Origin of the sequence: Kribbella pratensis (assembly GCF_004365355.1) — a bacterium.
In the GTDB taxonomy this organism is placed as follows: domain Bacteria; phylum Actinomycetota; class Actinomycetes; order Propionibacteriales; family Kribbellaceae; genus Kribbella.
Genome location: NZ_SODP01000002.1, coordinates 275,531 through 292,225, shown reverse-complemented (window position 1 = coordinate 292,225; position 16,695 = coordinate 275,531). Strand labels below are relative to the sequence as shown.

The following is a 16,695-nucleotide window of genomic DNA, read 5'->3' as shown; positions in this document are numbered from 1 at the left end:
ATACTCTTTCTAGGTGCCAGCCGAGACCTCGCAGACGCTCGACCGGGGATTGACGGTCCTCGAGTTGCTGGCGGATGCCCCGGACGGGCTCTCCATCACCGAGCTCGCCGCGGCGCTGGGGGTCAGTCGGACCGTGGTGTACCGCCTGGTGAATACGCTCGAGCTGCATCGGCTGGTGCGCCGCGACAGCGAGGGGCGAGCCCGGCTCGGTCTCGCCGTGCTGCACTACAGCCGGCGCGTGCAGCCGACGCTGCGTGACGCCGCCCTTCCGGTACTGCGTTCGCTCGCCGAGGACACCGGCGCGACGGCGCACCTGACGGTCGCGGACGGTGAGGAGGCGCTCGCGATCGCGGTCATCGAGCCCAGTTGGACCGACTTCCACGTCTCGTACCGGATGGGCTCCCGCCACGCCCTGGACCAGGGCGCGGCCGGCAAAGCGATCCTCGCCGGCCGCCGCAAACCCGACCCCGCCGGCCGCCCCTTCGTCGTCACCTCAGGCGAACTGCAGGCAGGCGCCCAAGGGGTCTCCTCCCCGGTCCTCGGCGTCCCAGGCGTAGAGGCCTCCATCGGCGTAGTAGTCCTGGGCAAACTCGACCGAGACTTCGTCGGCCCCCGAGTAGCCCGAGCCGCAGTAGAAGTAGCCAAACGCCTGGCATAACCCGACCCCGTGTCGCGCAGCACCGCGAGCAGACGTCCGCCCGCGCTCGGACGGGTCGCCCTTCACCGGCGGACGTCGCCCGGGCAGCCGTCCTCACCTGTCGGCGGCTTCGCCCCCTCCCACCCGGCGTGCGAGCGGAGCGAGCTCGCCGGGTTTCAGTGTTTGGTGGCTGCTTCCACCAACGGGAGAACTCGGTGGGGGATCTGCTCGGCCAGCGCGATGACTGTGGAGGCTCGTTGGATGCCTCGGACGATGACTACCTGGTCGATCACGCGCTGCAGGTCCGCGTTGGAGCGCGCGACGATGCGGCACCACAGGTCCTCCGCGCCGGTGATCGTGTGGACCTCGAGTACTTCGGGGATGCGGGCCAGCGCCTCGGCGACCGTCGTATGGCCTGAGCCCTGCTCGATCTGCAACGTCGCGAACGCCGTCACCGGGTAGCCGATCGCGGTCGTGTCGATGTCAGGGCCCCACCCCCGCACCACCCCGTCGCGCTGCAATCGGTCCAGCCGTGCCTGCACGGTGCCCCGTGCGACCCCGAGCCGCCGGGACGCCTCGAGCACGCCGACCCGTGGCTCGGCCGCGAACAACCGCAGGATCCGGCCGTCCAGTTCGTCCACCGACACCGGGCACCTCCGGAGAGATAGTCAGCCTGACCAAATAGTCCAGCGAAGTCGCCAGCATACTGTGCAACCTGACCAGCGAAATAACAAACTGTTGCGCAACCTGTCGCCCCCAGCGAGGCTCAGGGCACGAACCCGACCTCGGAGGAACCCGATGACCAGCACCGACCTCACCCCCGCAGAGCTCGACGCCGATCTCGACCTCGACCAGCTCAAGCAGCTCGTCGGCCTGGTGCCGTACGACGAGAGCACCGACCCGTTCCCGGTCACCGCGATGGACGCAGTGGTGTTCGTGGTCGGCAACGCCACCCAGACCGCGAAGTGGTACCAGCTCGCGTTCGGTATGGACCTGGTCGCGTACTCCGGTCCCGAGACCGGCAGCAAGGACAGCAAGTCCTATGTGCTCAAGTCCGGCTCCGGCCGCTTCGTCATCTCCGGCGGCGTGAGCCCGAAGAGCCCGCTGCTCGATCACCACCGCAAGCACGGCGACGGCGTCTCCGACCTGGCCCTCGAGGTGCCGGACGTGGACAAGTGCATCGAGCACGCCCGCAAGGTCGGCGCGGTCGTCCTCGAGGAGCCGAACGACGTGACCGACGAGCACGGCACGGTCAGGCGCGCGGCGATCGCGGCGTACGGCGACACCCGGCACACGCTGATCGACCGGAGCAAGTACGACGGCCCGTACCTGCCCGGCTTCGTCGCGGCGACCACCCAGGTGACCCGCCCCGAGGGGCACCCGAAGCGGCTGTTCCAGGCGGTCGACCACGTCGTCGGCAACGTCGAGCTCGGCAAGATGGACGAGTGGGTTGCCTTCTACAACAAAGTCATGGGCTTCGTGAACATGGCCGAGTTCATCGGTGACGACATCGCCACCGACTACTCGGCGCTGATGAGCAAGGTCGTCGCCAACGGCAACCACCGGGTGAAGTTCCCGCTGAACGAGCCGGCGGTGGCGAAGAAGAAGTCGCAGATCGACGAGTTCCTCGAGTTCTACGACGGCGCCGGCGCGCAGCACATCGCGCTCGCGACCAACGACATCCTGCGCACGGTCGACATCATGCGGGCCAACGGCGTCGAGTTCCTCAACACCCCGGACTCGTACTACGAGGACCCGGAGCTGCGGTCCCGGATCGGCAACGTCCGGGTGCCGATCGAGGAACTGCAGTCGCGGGGCATCCTGGTCGACCGGGACGAGGACGGCTACCTGCTGCAGATCTTCACCGCTCCGATCGGCGACCGCCCGACGGTCTTCTACGAACTGATCGAGCGGCACGGCTCGCTCGGCTTCGGCAAGGGCAACTTCAAGGCGTTGTTCGAAGCGATCGAGCGCGAACAAGAGCGACGCGGCAACCTCTGACCCCAGCCCCGCCCGATCGGTCCAGCCCCCTCCGATTGATTCAGCCCCCCTCCGATTGGTTCACCCCGTCCGATTGGTTGACCCCCGTCTGGTTGGTTCACCCACGAGACTGTGGGTTGGCCAACCGCATTCCGGTTGGCCAACCCCGCATCTGGTGGGTGAACCAACCAAAGGCGGAGGGGTGGGCGGAGGGGCGGGCGGAGGGGCGGAGGGGCGGGCGGAGGGAGTGGGGGGAGGGAGCGGACGGGCAGTGGGCGGGCGATGGGCGGGCAGTGGGCGGGCAGTGGGCAGGGCGTGCGGGGTGGGTTGGACGCCGAGAAGCTTGCCGGGTGCAACTGAATACGGCGTGTCGCCGTCCGATTACCGGAATGACTGTTGAGGCAAGCTCCGTTCGCGTAGTGTGCCTTCCTGAGTGTGCGTCGGGGCGTGCGCTCAGGAAGGGTTTCGTCATGAAGACACTGGGCATTCTGCTCAGCACCGCAGGACTGGCCGGAGTCGGCGTGCTCACCTTCGCCGCCGCAGCGCCGGCCCAGGCGGCCGAAACGGCCAGCTGTTCAGGTGCGAGATCCATCGCGTCGGCGCCGATGCTGCGCGACCACAAACCACCCAGCTGGGGCACTGTCCGGTTGGTCCGGGACAACTGCTCGCAGTACTGGGCCGAGATCAGCATGGCGTCGCCGGTGGTGGCCAATGCGAAGGCCAACGCCTTCGTGGTGCAGTACGGCGGCGGCAACAACGGCCGGGTGCTCAGCTGCGACAGCAGCGGCGGCAACGGTTCGGTGATCCAGGGGCAGCGCACCTGCCGGACACCGAAGATCAAAGGCGGCAGCGGTATCACCTTCGCCGCGATCGGCCGGGAGTACCACAACTACGGCGGCGGCTACGAGGAGATCTCGGAGAACGCCACCAAACGCACCCGCTGACATAGGTCCTGGCTGGATTACCAGACAGGACCTGATCCGGACACTGGGACGGTGCGCGGTACCGCGCAGTAGTTATTAGGCTCGACGGTATGAGTGAGGTTGTCGAGCAGTTGCGTCAGGCCCTGCCGCCCGAAGCGTTGGTGACCGATCCGGACCGGATGGAGAGCTACCGGTACGACCGGGCGATGTTCTGCCCGGCCGGGATGCCCCTTGCCGTCGTGCTGGCGCGGGAGACCGCGCACGTGCAGGCGGCGGTGCGGATCGCGGCCGAGGCCGGCGTACCGATCGTGCCGCAGGGCGCGCGGTCCGGCCTGTCCGGCGCAGCCAACGCGCTCGACGGCTGCATCGTCATCTCGCTGGAGAAGATGGACAAGATCCTCGCCATCGAGCCGGTCGATCGGTACGTCGTCACGCAGCCGGGCGTGTACAACGCCGTACTGTCGCGTGCCGTCGCCGAGCAGGGCCTGTTCTACCCGCCGGACCCGTCGAGCTGGGAGTTCTGCTCGATCGGCGGCAACCTGTCCACGAACTCGGGCGGTCTGTGCTGCGTGAAGTACGGCGTGACCACGGACTACGTGCTGGGTCTGGAGGTCGTGCTCGCGGATGGACGCATCCTGCGGACCGGCCGGAAGACCGTCAAGGGCGTCGCGGGGTACGACCTGGCCAAGCTGATCGTCGGCAGCGAGGGCACCCTCGGCATCATCACCGAGGCGACGCTCGCCCTGCGGCCGCAGGCGGCGAAGCCGAGGACGATGGCGGCACTGTTCGGCTCCGGCGTCGAGGCCGGGAACGCGATCCTCGAGATCATCCGCAGCGGCGTGTCGCTCAGCCTGCTGGAGATCATGGACCGCACCACGATCCAGGCGGTCAACAAGTACAAGCGGATGGACCTGCCCGAAGAGGCGGCCGCGATGCTGATCGCACAGTCCGATGCGGGCGGCGAGGCGGGCGCCGCCGATGTCGCCACGGTTGCCAAGCTGTGTCGCGACACCGGTGCCCTCGAGTGCATCGAGGCCGAGGACGACGCCGAGGGCGAGCTCCTGCTCGAAGGACGTCGCGTCGCGCTGACGGCGCTGGAGGAACTCGGTACGACGATGATCGACGACGTCGCCGTACCGCGGTCGCGGCTGGCGGAGTTCATCGGCCGGCTCGAGCAGCTGTCGGCGGAGCTGGACATCACCATCGGCGTACTCGGGCACGCGGGCGACGGCAACATGCACCCGACCGTCGTGTTCGATCAGACCGACCCGGGCCAGGCCGAGCGGGCCCAGCAGGCCTTCGACCGGGTGATGGAGATCGGGCTCGAGCTCGGCGGCACGATCACCGGCGAGCACGGCGTCGGCGTACTCAAGCGCGCCTGGCTGGCCGAGGAAGTCGGGCCGGTCTCGCTCGACGTGCACCGGGCGATCAAGAACGCGCTGGACCCGAAGAACCTGCTCAATCCGGGCAAGATCGTTGCCGACTGAGTCAGTCCGCCGCTGTGACGCAACCGCAATAGAACTGTCGAGGCCATTCGACGTCCACGCCCGTCGAATGTGACGTCCGGCCGACACTATGGAAGGTACTTAGCTGAATTCGCGGGGGGACTGGATGCAGGGTAGGAGGCGCCCGATGGGTCTGTGGCGCCGTACCGTGCTGCCCGCCGTCGCGGCTGTGGTCGCGACCGCAGCGCTGTCCGCTTGCGCGAACGGCGGCGGCTTGCGGGTCGAAGGCCCCGAGTCCCCGCCGCCGTCGAGCCCGACACCGTCGGTTGCCTTCGGCACCACTCAGCCGGCGAAGACCCCCGAAGTGGCCGTCGATCTGACCAAAGTCAGGGTCAGACTGCTCGCCGATCGGCACCTGTCCAGCTACGCGCGGACAGTCCTTTCGAATTGCACGGTGATTTCGCGTTGCCTCAGCAGGGGTACGACCGTTGATGTATTGCACAGCGGTAGACCTCAGCAGATCGTCCTGATCCACACCCTGGAGAAGTTCGTCTTCGGTATCTTCCTGATCGCGATCGAGCCCTCGGGCCCGCGACCGATCTGGAACCTGAACGTCGAGCAACCGACCGTGAACGCCAGCCCCGAAGGGGACCTGGTGGTCGAGTCGAAGATCTTTACGATCAACGACCCGGTCTGCTGCCCGTCGGGCCGACGGGTCGAGGTCTACCGTTGGAACGGTCGGCAGATGATCAAGGTGAGCTCGACGGACCAGTAGGGAGACTGAAGTTCGGTGGTACCGGAAGAACCGGCAGCGCGCATTCTCATGGTCGAGGACGACGCGGTGATCCGTGAGGCGACCCAACTGACCCTCGAACGGCACGGCTACGACGTCACCACGGCCGAGGACGGCCTGGAAGCGATCGAGCGATTCGAGAAGATCCACCCGGACGTCGTGATGCTCGACATCATGCTGCCCGGGCTGGACGGCATCTCGGTCTGCCGACGGGTCCGGGAGACCAGCACGGTCCCGATCGTGATGGTCTCTGCCCGCGGTGACGCGCTCGACGTCGTACTCGGTCTGGAAGCAGGCGCCGACGACTATGTGACCAAACCCTTCGACACTCAGGTGCTGGTGGCTCGGCTGCGGGCGGTGATGCGGCGAGCGGTGTCCGATCCGGAGCGCCCTGCGCCGGCGGCCGGTTCCGGCGTCGAGTCGTTCGGCGACCTCGAGCTGGACCGGGAAGCGTTGGAGGTACGCCGCGGTGGCGCGGCCGTCCAGCTGACGCCGACCGAGCTCAAGCTGCTGATCGAGTTCGCCAACAACCCCGGCGTCGTGCTGAGCCGATCGACCCTGCTGCAACGGGTCTGGGACTACGAGTGGGGCGGCGACGGCCGGCTGGTCGACGTACATCTGCAGCGGCTGCGGACCAAGATCGGTGCCGACCGCATCGAAACCGTCCGCGGCTTCGGGTACAAACTCAGGGCATAGCGGATGGGGTACAGGTCCTGTCTGGTGATCCAGCGCCTACTGCGGGGCACTCGGCACGGCACCTCGCCGCACGGGTGCAAAGGGGACGATGCTCCGCATCGACCCCTTCGCCCCCGCGCGCCGATGCACCGCACCGAGCACCTCCTCGCTACGGCGCTGGATCACCAGACAGGACCTAGTTGATGGGACTGCGCGGCAAGCTCGGTCTCATCTTCCTGCTGGTCTCGGCGCTCGCGATCCTCGTACTGTGCGTCGCGGTCTACACCCAGGCCCAGTCGGCCCGGCTGGACCGCACGCGCAGTTTCGCGGACGAGCGGATCCAGCTCGCGGCGCAGAGCTACGACACCAACGACGTGCCGGTGTTCGGGGCGAAGGTGGACGATCCGGAGCTGCCGCCGCAACTGCGCGACGCCGTGCTCGAGGGCAAGCGGGCCACGTTCAAGACCGGATCGCCGCACGCGAAGATGTGGGCAGCGGTCGCGGTCAAGGACGGCAAGATCCTCTCGATCGAGCAGGACTACGAGACCAGCGACGACTCGATGAAGGCACTGCAGCGGGCATTGCTGCTGGGCGGCATCGGCACGGTCGCGCTGGTTGCCCTGGTCAGCGTGATCCTTGCGGGCAGCCTGTCGAAGCGAATCGTTGCTGTGGCAGGGACGGCGCGGCGCATCGCCGCCGGCGATCTGGAAGCGTCGGCGGCCGGAGCCGTTGGCAAAGGCAAGGATGAGGTGCAGTCGCTGGCGACGGCGATCGACACGATGGCCAGCTCGCTCCGTGGCCAGCTCGAGGCCGAGCGCCGCTTCACCGCGGACGTGGCCCACGATCTTCGTACGCCGGTTACCGGGCTGACCACTGCCGCCGAGCTCCTGCCGCCCGGGCGGCCGAGTGAGCTGGTCCGCGATCGGGCCAAGGTGTTGCGGCGTCTCGTCGAGGACCTGCTCGAGATCGCGCGGTTCGACTCGGGTGTCGAGCAGGCCGACCTGGAACTGGTCGGTCTCGGCGCCTTCGTCGGATCGGCCGTCGCTCGGTTGCGGATGCAGCAAGCGTTGGCGCCGGACAGCGTGATGGTGCACCTGCTCGGGCCGGACGAGACCGTGTCGACCGATTCACGCCGGATCGAGCGGATCCTGGCCAACCTGATCGTCAACGGACTGCGGCACGGCAAGCCGCCGGTCGACGTGACGGTCAGCGGCCGGACCGTCGAGGTGGTTGACCATGGCAACGGTTATCCCGAGGAGTTGATTGCCGAGGGCCCGCGTCGGTTCCGGTCCGGGATGGCCGAACGCGGTGTCGGGCACGGCCTCGGCCTGACAATCGCCGCCGGTCACGCGAAGGTTCTTGGTGCAGAGCTCACGTTCGGCGAGGCGCCGGGCGGCGGCGCGCTGGCGCGACTCGTCCTGCCGGCCGGACCTGAGACGGAGTCGTAACACAACCTTTCGCGCTGCCGCCGCGTCTTCCCCTCCGTAACACCAACAAAACGAGGGGAAACCAGAACATCATGCGTACTCAGTTCATTCGCCGTTCCGCTGCCGTCGTCGCCGGTCTCGCCCTGGCCGGTGGGGGCCTCGGCATCGCCGGCGCTCTGCAGGCCAACGCCGCCACCACGCACACCACCATGGTGAGCGCATCGGTCGCGGCGAAGTCGATCACGATCAAGTCGGACAAGGCGACCGCGAAGGCGTGGACGAAGGTCTCGTTCACCGGCAAGACCACCGGCATCGCGAAGAACACCACGGTCCAGGTGCAGCGCCTCCAGAACGGCAAGTGGGTCAACTTCCCGGCCACCACCAAGGTGACCAGCAAGGCCACCTACTCGGTCTGGGTGCAGAGCGGCCGCGTCGGCGTGAACAAGTTCCGCGTAGTCTCAGCCGGCACGGCGAGCGCGGCGGCCTCGGTGACCATCACCAAGTAGGCGCCCTGCGGCACCTATCGGGGGTGGGGACAAGGACTGGGGTCCTGCGACAGGTTATTGCCTGTCCCAGGACCCCAGTGGGTGTTCAAGGCCCCGACTAGTGGGTGCCGTAGACGTTGAACTCGGCGGCGGAGCCGAAGACGGCGCCGTTGAGGGAGCTGGTGCCGACGAACTTCACGTACTGGCCGGGCTTCGGGGTGAAGTCGACGCGCTGTACGGCGGTGGAGTTCGGGAACTCACCCGTCGCGACCGGCGTACCCCAGTCCTGGCCGTCGGCGCTGACGTAGATTTCGTACCCCTTGAACATCCCGTTCGTCCCGCTCTGCCGGGGCAGGTAGCTGAACCCGTTCACTGTGTACGTCGATCCGAGGTCGAGCGTCATGTGATGGGGGAAGCCGGTCGGGGTGGGGACCTCGGACCAGGCGGAATGCCAGATCGTACTGGCGTTCCCGTCCAGCGCCATCGTCGCGGCGCCGCCGGTGGCGACGTCCTCGCTGTCCACGTCCGCCACCTTGATCCGCGATTGCGGCACGATCCCCGGCGGCAGCACGGTCGCCTCGGCAGTGATCGTTGCCTGACCACCCGTTGCCGTGAGCACGTACTTTCCTTCCGGAGTGCCGGCCGGAGGAGTGACGTCCCACGTGGTCGTCGCAGTCGCTCCCGCAGCCACGGTGGCGTGCGTCGCGGGCGTGGTCGCCGTGACAGTCCAGCCGTCCGGTGCAGTCAGTCCCAATGTGATGTTGCTAGCAGCAACCACATCGTTGTTGGTGAACGTGGTGGTGACCGTGTTGGCCTCGCCGGAGACGAGACCGCTGACCCCGGCCACCGCAACGGACGTGCAGTCCGCCGGCTCCGACGTCGTACCGAGATCGGTGACGGCGAAGTTGTCCATGATGAAGTCGGTCTGGTCACCGCCGTCGGTCAACTTGCGCAGACCGACCCAGTAGTCGCCGCCACATCCGGCCACGAACTCCTGATTGAACGCCGCCTTGGTCCGCTGCTCGCCGATCGGGGTCGCCTTGACCTCGACCGAGTCCGGACGATCGACGCCCTGGACCCACGCGTACTGACCGGCGCGACCGCTCTCGTAGTCGAAGCTGACCTTGTACTTGTGGCCCGGCTGGAAGTTCACCGTCGACGGCGTGGTGCGGTATACCAAACCGGCGTTCTCCTCGTGCGACTTGAGTGACCAGTCGCCGTCGAGCACATCGTCGACCAGCTTCCCGTTCCAGCCGGCCTGCGTGTACGGCGCGTGCTTCTTCGCCAGCACCGTCCGTGGATCGGTGATCCCGCCCGCATCGCCCTTGACGAAGGGCCCCCAGCCCTGGTCGACGTTCTCGAAGTCGTCGACGAGCCCGGTAGCAGGACGCGTGGTCTCGACAACCCGCACATCATCCAAACGAACCTTGGCCGTATCTGCTGCCGCTCCTACTGCTAGATCGGCAGTGCTTCCCTTTGCGGTGAAGACGACTCGGATCCGCTGGTAGTAGGCGCCTTGTTTGTCGTCAGAGGCAACCATGTTCTGCGCCGTCGACCTGGTGACAACGTTTGTGGCACCGTCGACACTCAGGGTTGTCGGCCGCGACTTGCCTGGCTCGACCTCGATCCAAGCAGACGCGCTGTACGTCCGACCACGCGTCAGTCCGGTGATCCGCTGGCTGATAGACGACTTGCGCGTCCCGAGCGACGCGACGTGCTGGCCGTTCTCGAGCGTGTCGATCGTCGCGCCGCCGGTCGCGTTCCAAACGTTGAGGTTGCCCGCGTTGAAGCCGGGGTCCTGGAGGTGCGTGCCTTCACCCCAGACAGCGGGCCGCGGCTTCGGAGCAGCCACCGGGTAGAGGACGTACGGCTTGCCGGCAACGGCGTTGAGCGTGACGGTCCCGTGCTGTACCGGGACGGTGGTCGGCTTGGTGCGGCCGGTGTCGGTCAGCTGGTAGGCAGTGAAGCTGCGGGCGCCGGCGAAGGCTGCCGGGACCTGCCACGTCGTACGGCCACCGGCTGGGTTGTAGTGGTAGAGCTTCTTGTTGTCGTCCCACGGGAGAAGGTACTTGTCGCCGTCGAGCACCTTCGCGGTCCCGACGTACACCGCTCGCTTGCCGTTCTCGACCGCGCCGCGGACACCGCCGGTGAACGTGATGTCGTTCGCGTTCCAGTCGAGGATCTTCTGCTGCTGGAGGAACTTCGTCGGCAGGTTCTGCTTCCAGACGTTCGCGGAGAACTTGTTCCAGTCGGTCTCGCCGGTCCAGCCCTCGAACTCGACGATGCTGGCCTGGCCGAGGATCGGGTCGTTGTTCCAGACATCCTTCTCGTGGTTGCGGACGAACCGGATGATCTGCGAGTTCAGCCCCTTGTTCGTCGGGCCGCCGTAGTCGAGGTCGTTGGCCCAGTGAGACCACAGCGACGTCCGTTCATGCCGGTCGGCCCACTCGGTCGCGATCTGCCAGCCCTGGTCGGACAGCTGCCGGGTCAGGCCGTCGGCGAGCCAGCCGGACTGGTAGTAGACGTCGATGTACAGCTCCTGCAGGTTCTTGTCGGTCTCGTCGCGGAGCTGCTGGAACCGCTTCACGATGTTGCCGGAGGCAAGATCCGGGCGCTGCTTGATGTAGTAGCTCTGGTTCAGCCAGTTCCAGCCCTTGGCGGTCTTGTCGACCAGGTCCTCGCTGAACGCGTTCGCCTCCGGGTAGGACTCGGTCGCGTTCACATGCACGCCGAATGCCGCGTTCCAGGACTTGCCCTGTGCGAGCAGGGTGTTGAGGTCGGTCAGCCCGCCGGCGCGGATGTTGTAGTTGCCGCCGTAGTCCGGGTGACCCGAGTCATGGCCCTCCGAGGCGTACCCCTTGAGGATGGCCATCTGGCCGAGCCCGTCGGTCGAGAGCGAGATCCGCTTGACGTCGTCGAGCGTCCGCAGGAACGGGTGCGTGGCCTGGCTGGCGAAGTTGAACGGGATATGCGTGATCACGCGGTCCTTGACCTGGTCGCCGCCGTTCGGCTCGACCATGATCGAGCGGAACGCGACGGCTCCGTCCTCCCAGTCGACGGTCTTGTCGTTGTTCGCGTCCGGCGTCACCACGACCTTCGCCCAGGGGAGCGGCTCGGTGTACGGCGAGGTGTCGGCGCGGTACGTCCACTGACCGCTCCAGACGCCGACCCGCGTGCTGCCGTCTGCACCCTTACGGGCCTGGTGCCAGAACCGGGCGCCGTCGTCGACCGATTGACCGGACGGCTTGTCGTACGTCGAGTTGGACTCGATGCCCGCGGCCAGCCCGCTCGTGTTGACGAACGCGTACGCCGCTCCGGTGGCTGACGTCTCGCCCGGAGTGGCCGTGGTGACCGGCGTGATCTTGTCGGCGGTGCGCGTCGAGTCCGGGTCGAGCGTGGTGAACGCGGTGGTCGCGCCGGCGTCCGTACTCGCGACCGAGACCAGGTCCTGGTTGGGGATGTCAATCGTGTGCACGCGGTTCGCCTCGGTGTCGCGGACGGCGTCGATCGCGAACTTCGTCACCCGCCCGGACACGCTCAGACTGGCGTCGAGCTGGACGTCGGGCAGAGCGTCGAAGGCGAGCGTGTACGACGCGCGTCCGTCGCCGACCGTCGGCGCCTTCGTGAGATGCGCGGTCCGCGCGGTGCCGTCGATTGTGACCGTCGAGATCGGGTCCGGTTGGCCGCCGAGGGCCTGGCCGGAGGCGTTGTCGACGTACTTGACCACCCGGGGGAAGTCCGCCCCGACGGTGACCGTCAATTCGTTCGACCGCAGGGTCAGGTCGCCGGCGGCGTGCGCACCTGAGGGCACGCTCAGCACACCGACAGCCAACGCTACAGCCAGTACTCCACACCCCACTGAACGTTTCATGCCGGAAAAGTTCGCACGTAACCGCTAACTCGTCAAGAGAAACGAACACTAATGAACAAGATTGCCGTGCGCGGAGGCCAGCTGGCCCCTGGACACCCATGGGGCTCGCCGGCCTTCCCTGCGCCCCTCTACGGACCTCTCAGGGGTCAACCCCCGAGTTTGCCGGTTGCGGACGCAGACTCTGGCTCCGCAACCGGCCGGCTGAGGGGTTGACCCCTGAGACGTGCGTGACGCGGGGGACGTGGCTGCCGCCGGGGGAGGTTGGGCGGGGTTCGGTTGGGCGGGGTTCGGTGGGGGTGCGGTTAGGCGGGAGTGATGCGGCCGGTGACCTCGCCTAGGCCTAGGTGGGTGCCGGTGGGGGTGGTGGCCCAGGCGGAGATGGTGATCTCGTCGTCGTCTTCGAGGAAGGTGTGTTCCTTGCCGTCGATGATGAGGGGGTCGCGGCCGGCCCAGGTGAGTTCGATGAAGGAGCCGCGTTGGTCTTTGGCCGGCCCGCTGACCGTGCCGGACGCGAACAGGTCGCCGGTGCGGACGGTGGCGCCGTTGACGGTCATGTGGGCGAGCATCTGGGCGGGGGACCAGTAGATGTCGCGGTACGGCGGCGTACTGACCAGGTGACCGTTGAGACGGACCTCGAACGTGATGTCGTAGTTCGGGAGGTTCTGTCCGGCCAGGTACGGAAGGACGGGCGGGTCCTGCGCCGGCAGCGGGACGGTGCCCAGGGCATCTAGGGCGACGACCCACGGGGAGATCGACGTGGCGAACGACTTGCCGAGGAACGGGCCCAGGGGGACGTACTCCCACGCCTGCAGATCGCGCGCAGACCAGTCGTTCACAAGCACCACGCCGTACACATGGTCAGCAAAATCGTCAACGGAGACAGGCTTTCCGAGCGTTGACGGCGAGCCGACGACGTATCCGAGCTCGACCTCGATGTCCAACCGTTGCGACGGACCGAACGTCGGCGCCACCGCGTCCGGCGCCTTGCGCTGACCGCTCGGCCGGACGATATCGGTGCCGCTGACAACGATCGTGCCGGCGCGGCCGTGGTATCCGACCGGGAGGTGTTTCCAGTTCGGCAGCAGCGGCTCGGAGTCCGGGCGGAACAGCCGGCCGAGGTTCGTCGCGTGCTGTTCGGAGGCGTAGAAGTCGACGTAGTCCGCGACCTCGAACGGAAGCTGCATGGTGACCGCCGACTGCGGGATCAGATGCGGCTCGACCGCGTCCCGGTCGTTCGCATTACGGACCAGCTCGAGCAGCCAGCTGCGCGTCGCCCGCCAGGTCGGCCGCCCCAAGGCGAGGAAAGCGTTCAACGTGGGCTCGGCGAACAGCTGAGCGCCGTCGAGCATCTGCGCCGACGCGACCGGCGCGAGGTCGATGATCTGGTCCCCGATCGCGGCTCCGACCCGCGGCTCCTCGTCGCCGTACCGGAACACGCCGAGCGGCAGGTTGTCCGGCCCGAACGGCGAACCGTCCGGGATGTCGATCCAGCTCATCAGGCCTCCATCAAACCCAGTGCCGTCAGGTCGTGCCGCGGCTCCTCGATGCTGCAGGAGCCGAACGACGTGAACCATCGCCGGGTGCCCACGGCCTGATCATCGGTCAGCTCCTGCGCCCGAGCGGCAAGCGCCCGGCCGTCGCGCTCGTTGAGAACCGAGGTCACCTCGTCCCGCGCCCCGCCGTCGAGCGACGCCCGCGTAGCCATCAGCACGTTGAGGAAGCCGTGGTGCTCGAACCCCGAATCCTCTGCGGTGTGCCGGACCGCATTGTGCAACCCGGCGGTGCACTTGAACGCTACTTCGCGGTCCAGGCAGGCGATGATGAACGCCGCCACCTGATCCGCGGACGGGAAGAGCGACGCGTCGAGTCCGCCGGTCCGCAGCTTGGCGGCGTACCCGGCGTCGGCGACCACATCGAGCGCGCGCTCCCACGCTCCGTCGAGGCCGATCTCGACGTACGCCGTCTCTTCGTCGAGGCAGTCGTCACAGGCCCGGACGACGCGCAGTGCGTTGCGGGACAGGTCGTCCTCGTCGCGCAGCCGAACTTCGACCGCGGTCACCTCGACATCCTTCGAGCGGTCACCCCACCGGATGGCGGGCTCGATCCCGCCCGCGCCGCCGGCGATCACGACCGAGACGCGGAGCGGCCCGTCGCCGGAGCGGGCTGCCTCGGCGGCGACATCCATCAGGTCCTGGTCGGTGCAGACGAACGGCCCGACGAGGTCGGCGTACGGCGACGTCAGGTGAGCCCGGTGTGCGGTGACGGCCTCGGCCATCGGCAGGTTCCCCGGCGGGAACATGGCAGCGTCGTCGACCAGGTGCCGGAACAAGGCGGGGACGGTTGACATGGCTCAGAGCCTAACGGATGCTTTCGGTAAGCGGACGCACGCGTTCGATTATCGGATACTCTGGAGCAATTCTGATGGCGTTCTACCGGCAGGTCGGGGAAGTTCCGCCGAAGCGGCATACCCAGTTCCGGAAACCGGACGGAGGGCTGTACTACGAGGAGCTGATGGGGGAGGAGGGGTTCTCCTCGGACTCGTCGCTGCTGTACCACGCCGGCGTGCCGTCCGCGATCGTCGATTCGCAGGTGTGGGACCTCCCCGACCTGGCCACCGTCGCCAATCACCCGCTCACCCCGCGGCACCTCAAGCTGCACGATCTCTTCACCGACACGTCGAAGACCAATGCCGTCGAGGACCGTCGGCTGGTGCTCGGCAACGGTGACGTCCGGATCTCGTACGTCGTCGCGGAGCAGCCCTCGCCGTACTACCGGAACGCAATCGGCGACGAATGCGTGTACGTCGAGAAGGGCTCGGCGACCGTGGAGACGGTGTTCGGCGTACTGAACGCTGTCCAGGGCGACTACGTGATCATCCCGCGGGCCACCACGCACCGCTGGCTGCCCGGCCCGGAGGGCGTGCACGCGTACGCCATCGAGGGCAACTCGCACATCGCGCCGCCGAAGCGCTACCTGTCGCGGTACGGGCAGTTCCTCGAGCATTCGCCGTACTGCGAACGCGACCTCCACCCCACCACCGAGCCACTCGTGGTCGAGGGGACGGACGTCGAGGTGCTGGTGAAGCACCGCGGGAACGGGGCGGGCGGGATCGTCGGGAGCCGGATGACGTACGCGACGCACCCGTTCGACGTGGTCGGGTGGGACGGCTGTCTGTATCCGTACACGTTCAACGTGAGCGACTTCGAGCCGATCACCGGGCGGGTGCATCAGCCGCCGCCCGTGCATCAGGTGTTCGAGGGCTACAACTTCGTGGTCTGCAACTTCGTGCCGCGGAAGGTCGACTACCACCCGCTCTCGGTGCCGGTGCCGTACTACCACTCCAACGTCGACTCCGACGAGGTGATGTTCTACTGCGGCGGCGACTACGAGGCACGCAAGGGCTCCGGGATCGGGCTCGGCTCGATCTCGCTGCACCCCGGCGGGTACGCGCACGGTCCGCAGCCGTCGGCGATCGAGGCCTCGCTCGGCGCGGAGCGGTTCGAGGAACTAGCGGTCATGGTCGACACCTTCCGCCCGCTCGAACTCGGCGAGGGCGGCCAGGCCGTCGACGACGGCGTGTACGCCTGGACCTGGGCGGGTCGTCACAGGAGCTGACGGTCTGTGGGATTCTTTCCCGTGTGAGTGAGGACGGGGACACGTCGCAACACGTAGTGGAGCAGGTTTCACCGGAGCCGGAGTCTGGGCTGGAGTCGGACGATTCGCCGGAGGTGGAAGTGCAGGTGCCGCCGCAGGATTCGGGGGCGCCGTTCGTCGTCGGCGTCGATCGCGAGGCGGTGATGCGCCGCCGCGAGGTCGTGCGGACCGTGGAGCGTCGCGGCGCGTGGATCACGCTGGCGATCGGCGTGGTGGGTATCGCGGCCGCACTCTACGCGCTGCTCGCGTTCCGCGGCTCGGGGATGTGGCCGTTCGCGATCTTGTTGATCCTGGCAATGATCCCGCTGGTCCTCAGCACGGTGATGGTCTACCGGCTGCAGGCCGAGCGGCAGCAGTGGTACGACAGCAACGAGCTGCAGCCGGTCGCGATGCGGATGTCGCTCAAGGGGCTCGAGCTCGCGTGCGACGGAGCGGCGTACCCGGTCGTCCTGCAGTGGCAGACCGTCCGCGGCTTCCGGCAGCAGAAGCTGCTGGGTCAGTACGTCCTCGACCTCGACCTGGTGCCGGGGGTGAGCGCGACCACGGCCGGTGTCCGTGGCCTCGACCAGGCGCCGGTCCGCAGCGTCGTCAAGCCCAATCCGCTCCTGCGCCCCACCGGTCTCTTCCTGGTGAAGGCGCTGGACCAGCCCGTCCACATCATCGACGAGGCCATGAAGCACTTCTCCGGCGGAACAGCACAAGTACGCCGGTAGCAGGGCAGCTCTAGCAGGGCAGCTCTAGCAGGGCAGCTCTAGCAGGGCAGCTCTAGCAGGGCAGCTCTAGCAGGGCAGCTCTAGCAGGGCAG

Annotated in this window: 14 protein-coding genes; 10 read left to right on the top strand and 4 right to left on the bottom strand. The window is 67.6% G+C overall.

The features are described from left to right. Positions 1-13 precede the first annotated feature (13 nt). Positions 14-658, top strand: coding sequence for an IclR family transcriptional regulator (locus EV653_RS17950; RefSeq protein ID WP_130444922.1), 645 nt, complete (start codon positions 14-16; stop codon positions 656-658). A 155-nt stretch (positions 659-813) separates the two neighbouring features. Here the strand turns inward: EV653_RS17950 and EV653_RS17945 are convergent, their stop codons facing one another. Next, entirely contained in the window at positions 814-1,278 is a 465-nt protein-coding gene (locus EV653_RS17945; protein ID WP_238159865.1) for an Lrp/AsnC family transcriptional regulator, read from the bottom strand. A gap of 157 nt (positions 1,279-1,435) precedes the next feature. Between EV653_RS17945 and hppD the strand changes: the two genes are divergently transcribed. The 7 genes from hppD (at position 1,436) to EV653_RS17910 (ending at position 8,386) form a co-directional block, all read left to right on the top strand. Next, positions 1,436-2,638: a 4-hydroxyphenylpyruvate dioxygenase gene (gene hppD / locus EV653_RS17940; protein ID WP_134104889.1), complete on the top strand. Its 1,203-nt coding sequence runs from the start codon at positions 1,436-1,438 to the stop codon at positions 2,636-2,638. Between the two features lie 449 nt (positions 2,639-3,087). Further along, positions 3,088-3,561, top strand: coding sequence for a hypothetical protein (locus EV653_RS17935; RefSeq protein ID WP_134104887.1), 474 nt, complete (start codon positions 3,088-3,090; stop codon positions 3,559-3,561). A gap of 89 nt (positions 3,562-3,650) precedes the next feature. Beyond that, complete coding sequence (locus tag EV653_RS17930) at positions 3,651-5,027, top strand: FAD-binding oxidoreductase (RefSeq protein ID WP_134104885.1); 1,377 nt, start codon at positions 3,651-3,653, stop codon at positions 5,025-5,027. A 145-nt stretch (positions 5,028-5,172) separates the two neighbouring features. Beyond that, a complete protein-coding gene (locus tag EV653_RS17925) occupies positions 5,173-5,760 on the top strand; it encodes a hypothetical protein (RefSeq protein WP_134104883.1) in 588 nt (195 codons plus the stop codon). A 15-nt stretch (positions 5,761-5,775) separates the two neighbouring features. After that, complete coding sequence (cseB, locus tag EV653_RS17920) at positions 5,776-6,474, top strand: two-component system response regulator CseB (protein ID WP_134104882.1); 699 nt, start codon at positions 5,776-5,778, stop codon at positions 6,472-6,474. A 182-nt stretch (positions 6,475-6,656) separates the two neighbouring features. Beyond that, the gene (locus EV653_RS17915) at positions 6,657-7,901 is read left to right on the top strand and encodes a HAMP domain-containing sensor histidine kinase (RefSeq protein ID WP_134104880.1); all 1,245 of its coding nucleotides are present in this window, start codon (positions 6,657-6,659) and stop codon (positions 7,899-7,901) included. A gap of 71 nt (positions 7,902-7,972) precedes the next feature. Then, positions 7,973-8,386 carry a hypothetical protein gene (locus tag EV653_RS17910; RefSeq protein ID WP_134104878.1) on the top strand — a complete coding sequence of 138 codons (414 nt, stop codon included), beginning with the start codon at positions 7,973-7,975 and terminating at the stop codon, positions 8,384-8,386. A 97-nt stretch (positions 8,387-8,483) separates the two neighbouring features. Here the strand turns inward: EV653_RS17910 and EV653_RS17905 are convergent, their stop codons facing one another. From EV653_RS17905 to EV653_RS17895, 3 genes are all read right to left on the bottom strand, one after another. Continuing rightward, positions 8,484-12,236 carry an endo-alpha-N-acetylgalactosaminidase family protein gene (locus tag EV653_RS17905; protein WP_134104876.1) on the bottom strand — a complete coding sequence of 1,251 codons (3,753 nt, stop codon included), beginning with the start codon at positions 12,234-12,236 and terminating at the stop codon, positions 8,484-8,486. A gap of 302 nt (positions 12,237-12,538) precedes the next feature. After that, complete coding sequence (fahA, locus tag EV653_RS17900) at positions 12,539-13,732, bottom strand: fumarylacetoacetase (protein ID WP_134104874.1); 1,194 nt, start codon at positions 13,730-13,732, stop codon at positions 12,539-12,541. Continuing rightward, complete coding sequence (locus EV653_RS17895; protein ID WP_134104872.1) at positions 13,732-14,583, bottom strand: hypothetical protein; 852 nt, start codon at positions 14,581-14,583, stop codon at positions 13,732-13,734. Before EV653_RS17895 ends, fahA begins: the two co-directional genes overlap by 1 nt. Positions 14,584-14,657: 74 nt before the next feature. Between EV653_RS17895 and EV653_RS17890 the strand changes: the two genes are divergently transcribed. Continuing rightward, positions 14,658-15,851: a homogentisate 1,2-dioxygenase gene (locus EV653_RS17890; protein WP_134104869.1), complete on the top strand. Its 1,194-nt coding sequence runs from the start codon at positions 14,658-14,660 to the stop codon at positions 15,849-15,851. Between the two features lie 23 nt (positions 15,852-15,874). Beyond that, a complete protein-coding gene (locus EV653_RS17885; RefSeq protein ID WP_238159864.1) occupies positions 15,875-16,603 on the top strand; it encodes a hypothetical protein in 729 nt (242 codons plus the stop codon). Positions 16,604-16,695 lie beyond the last annotated feature (92 nt).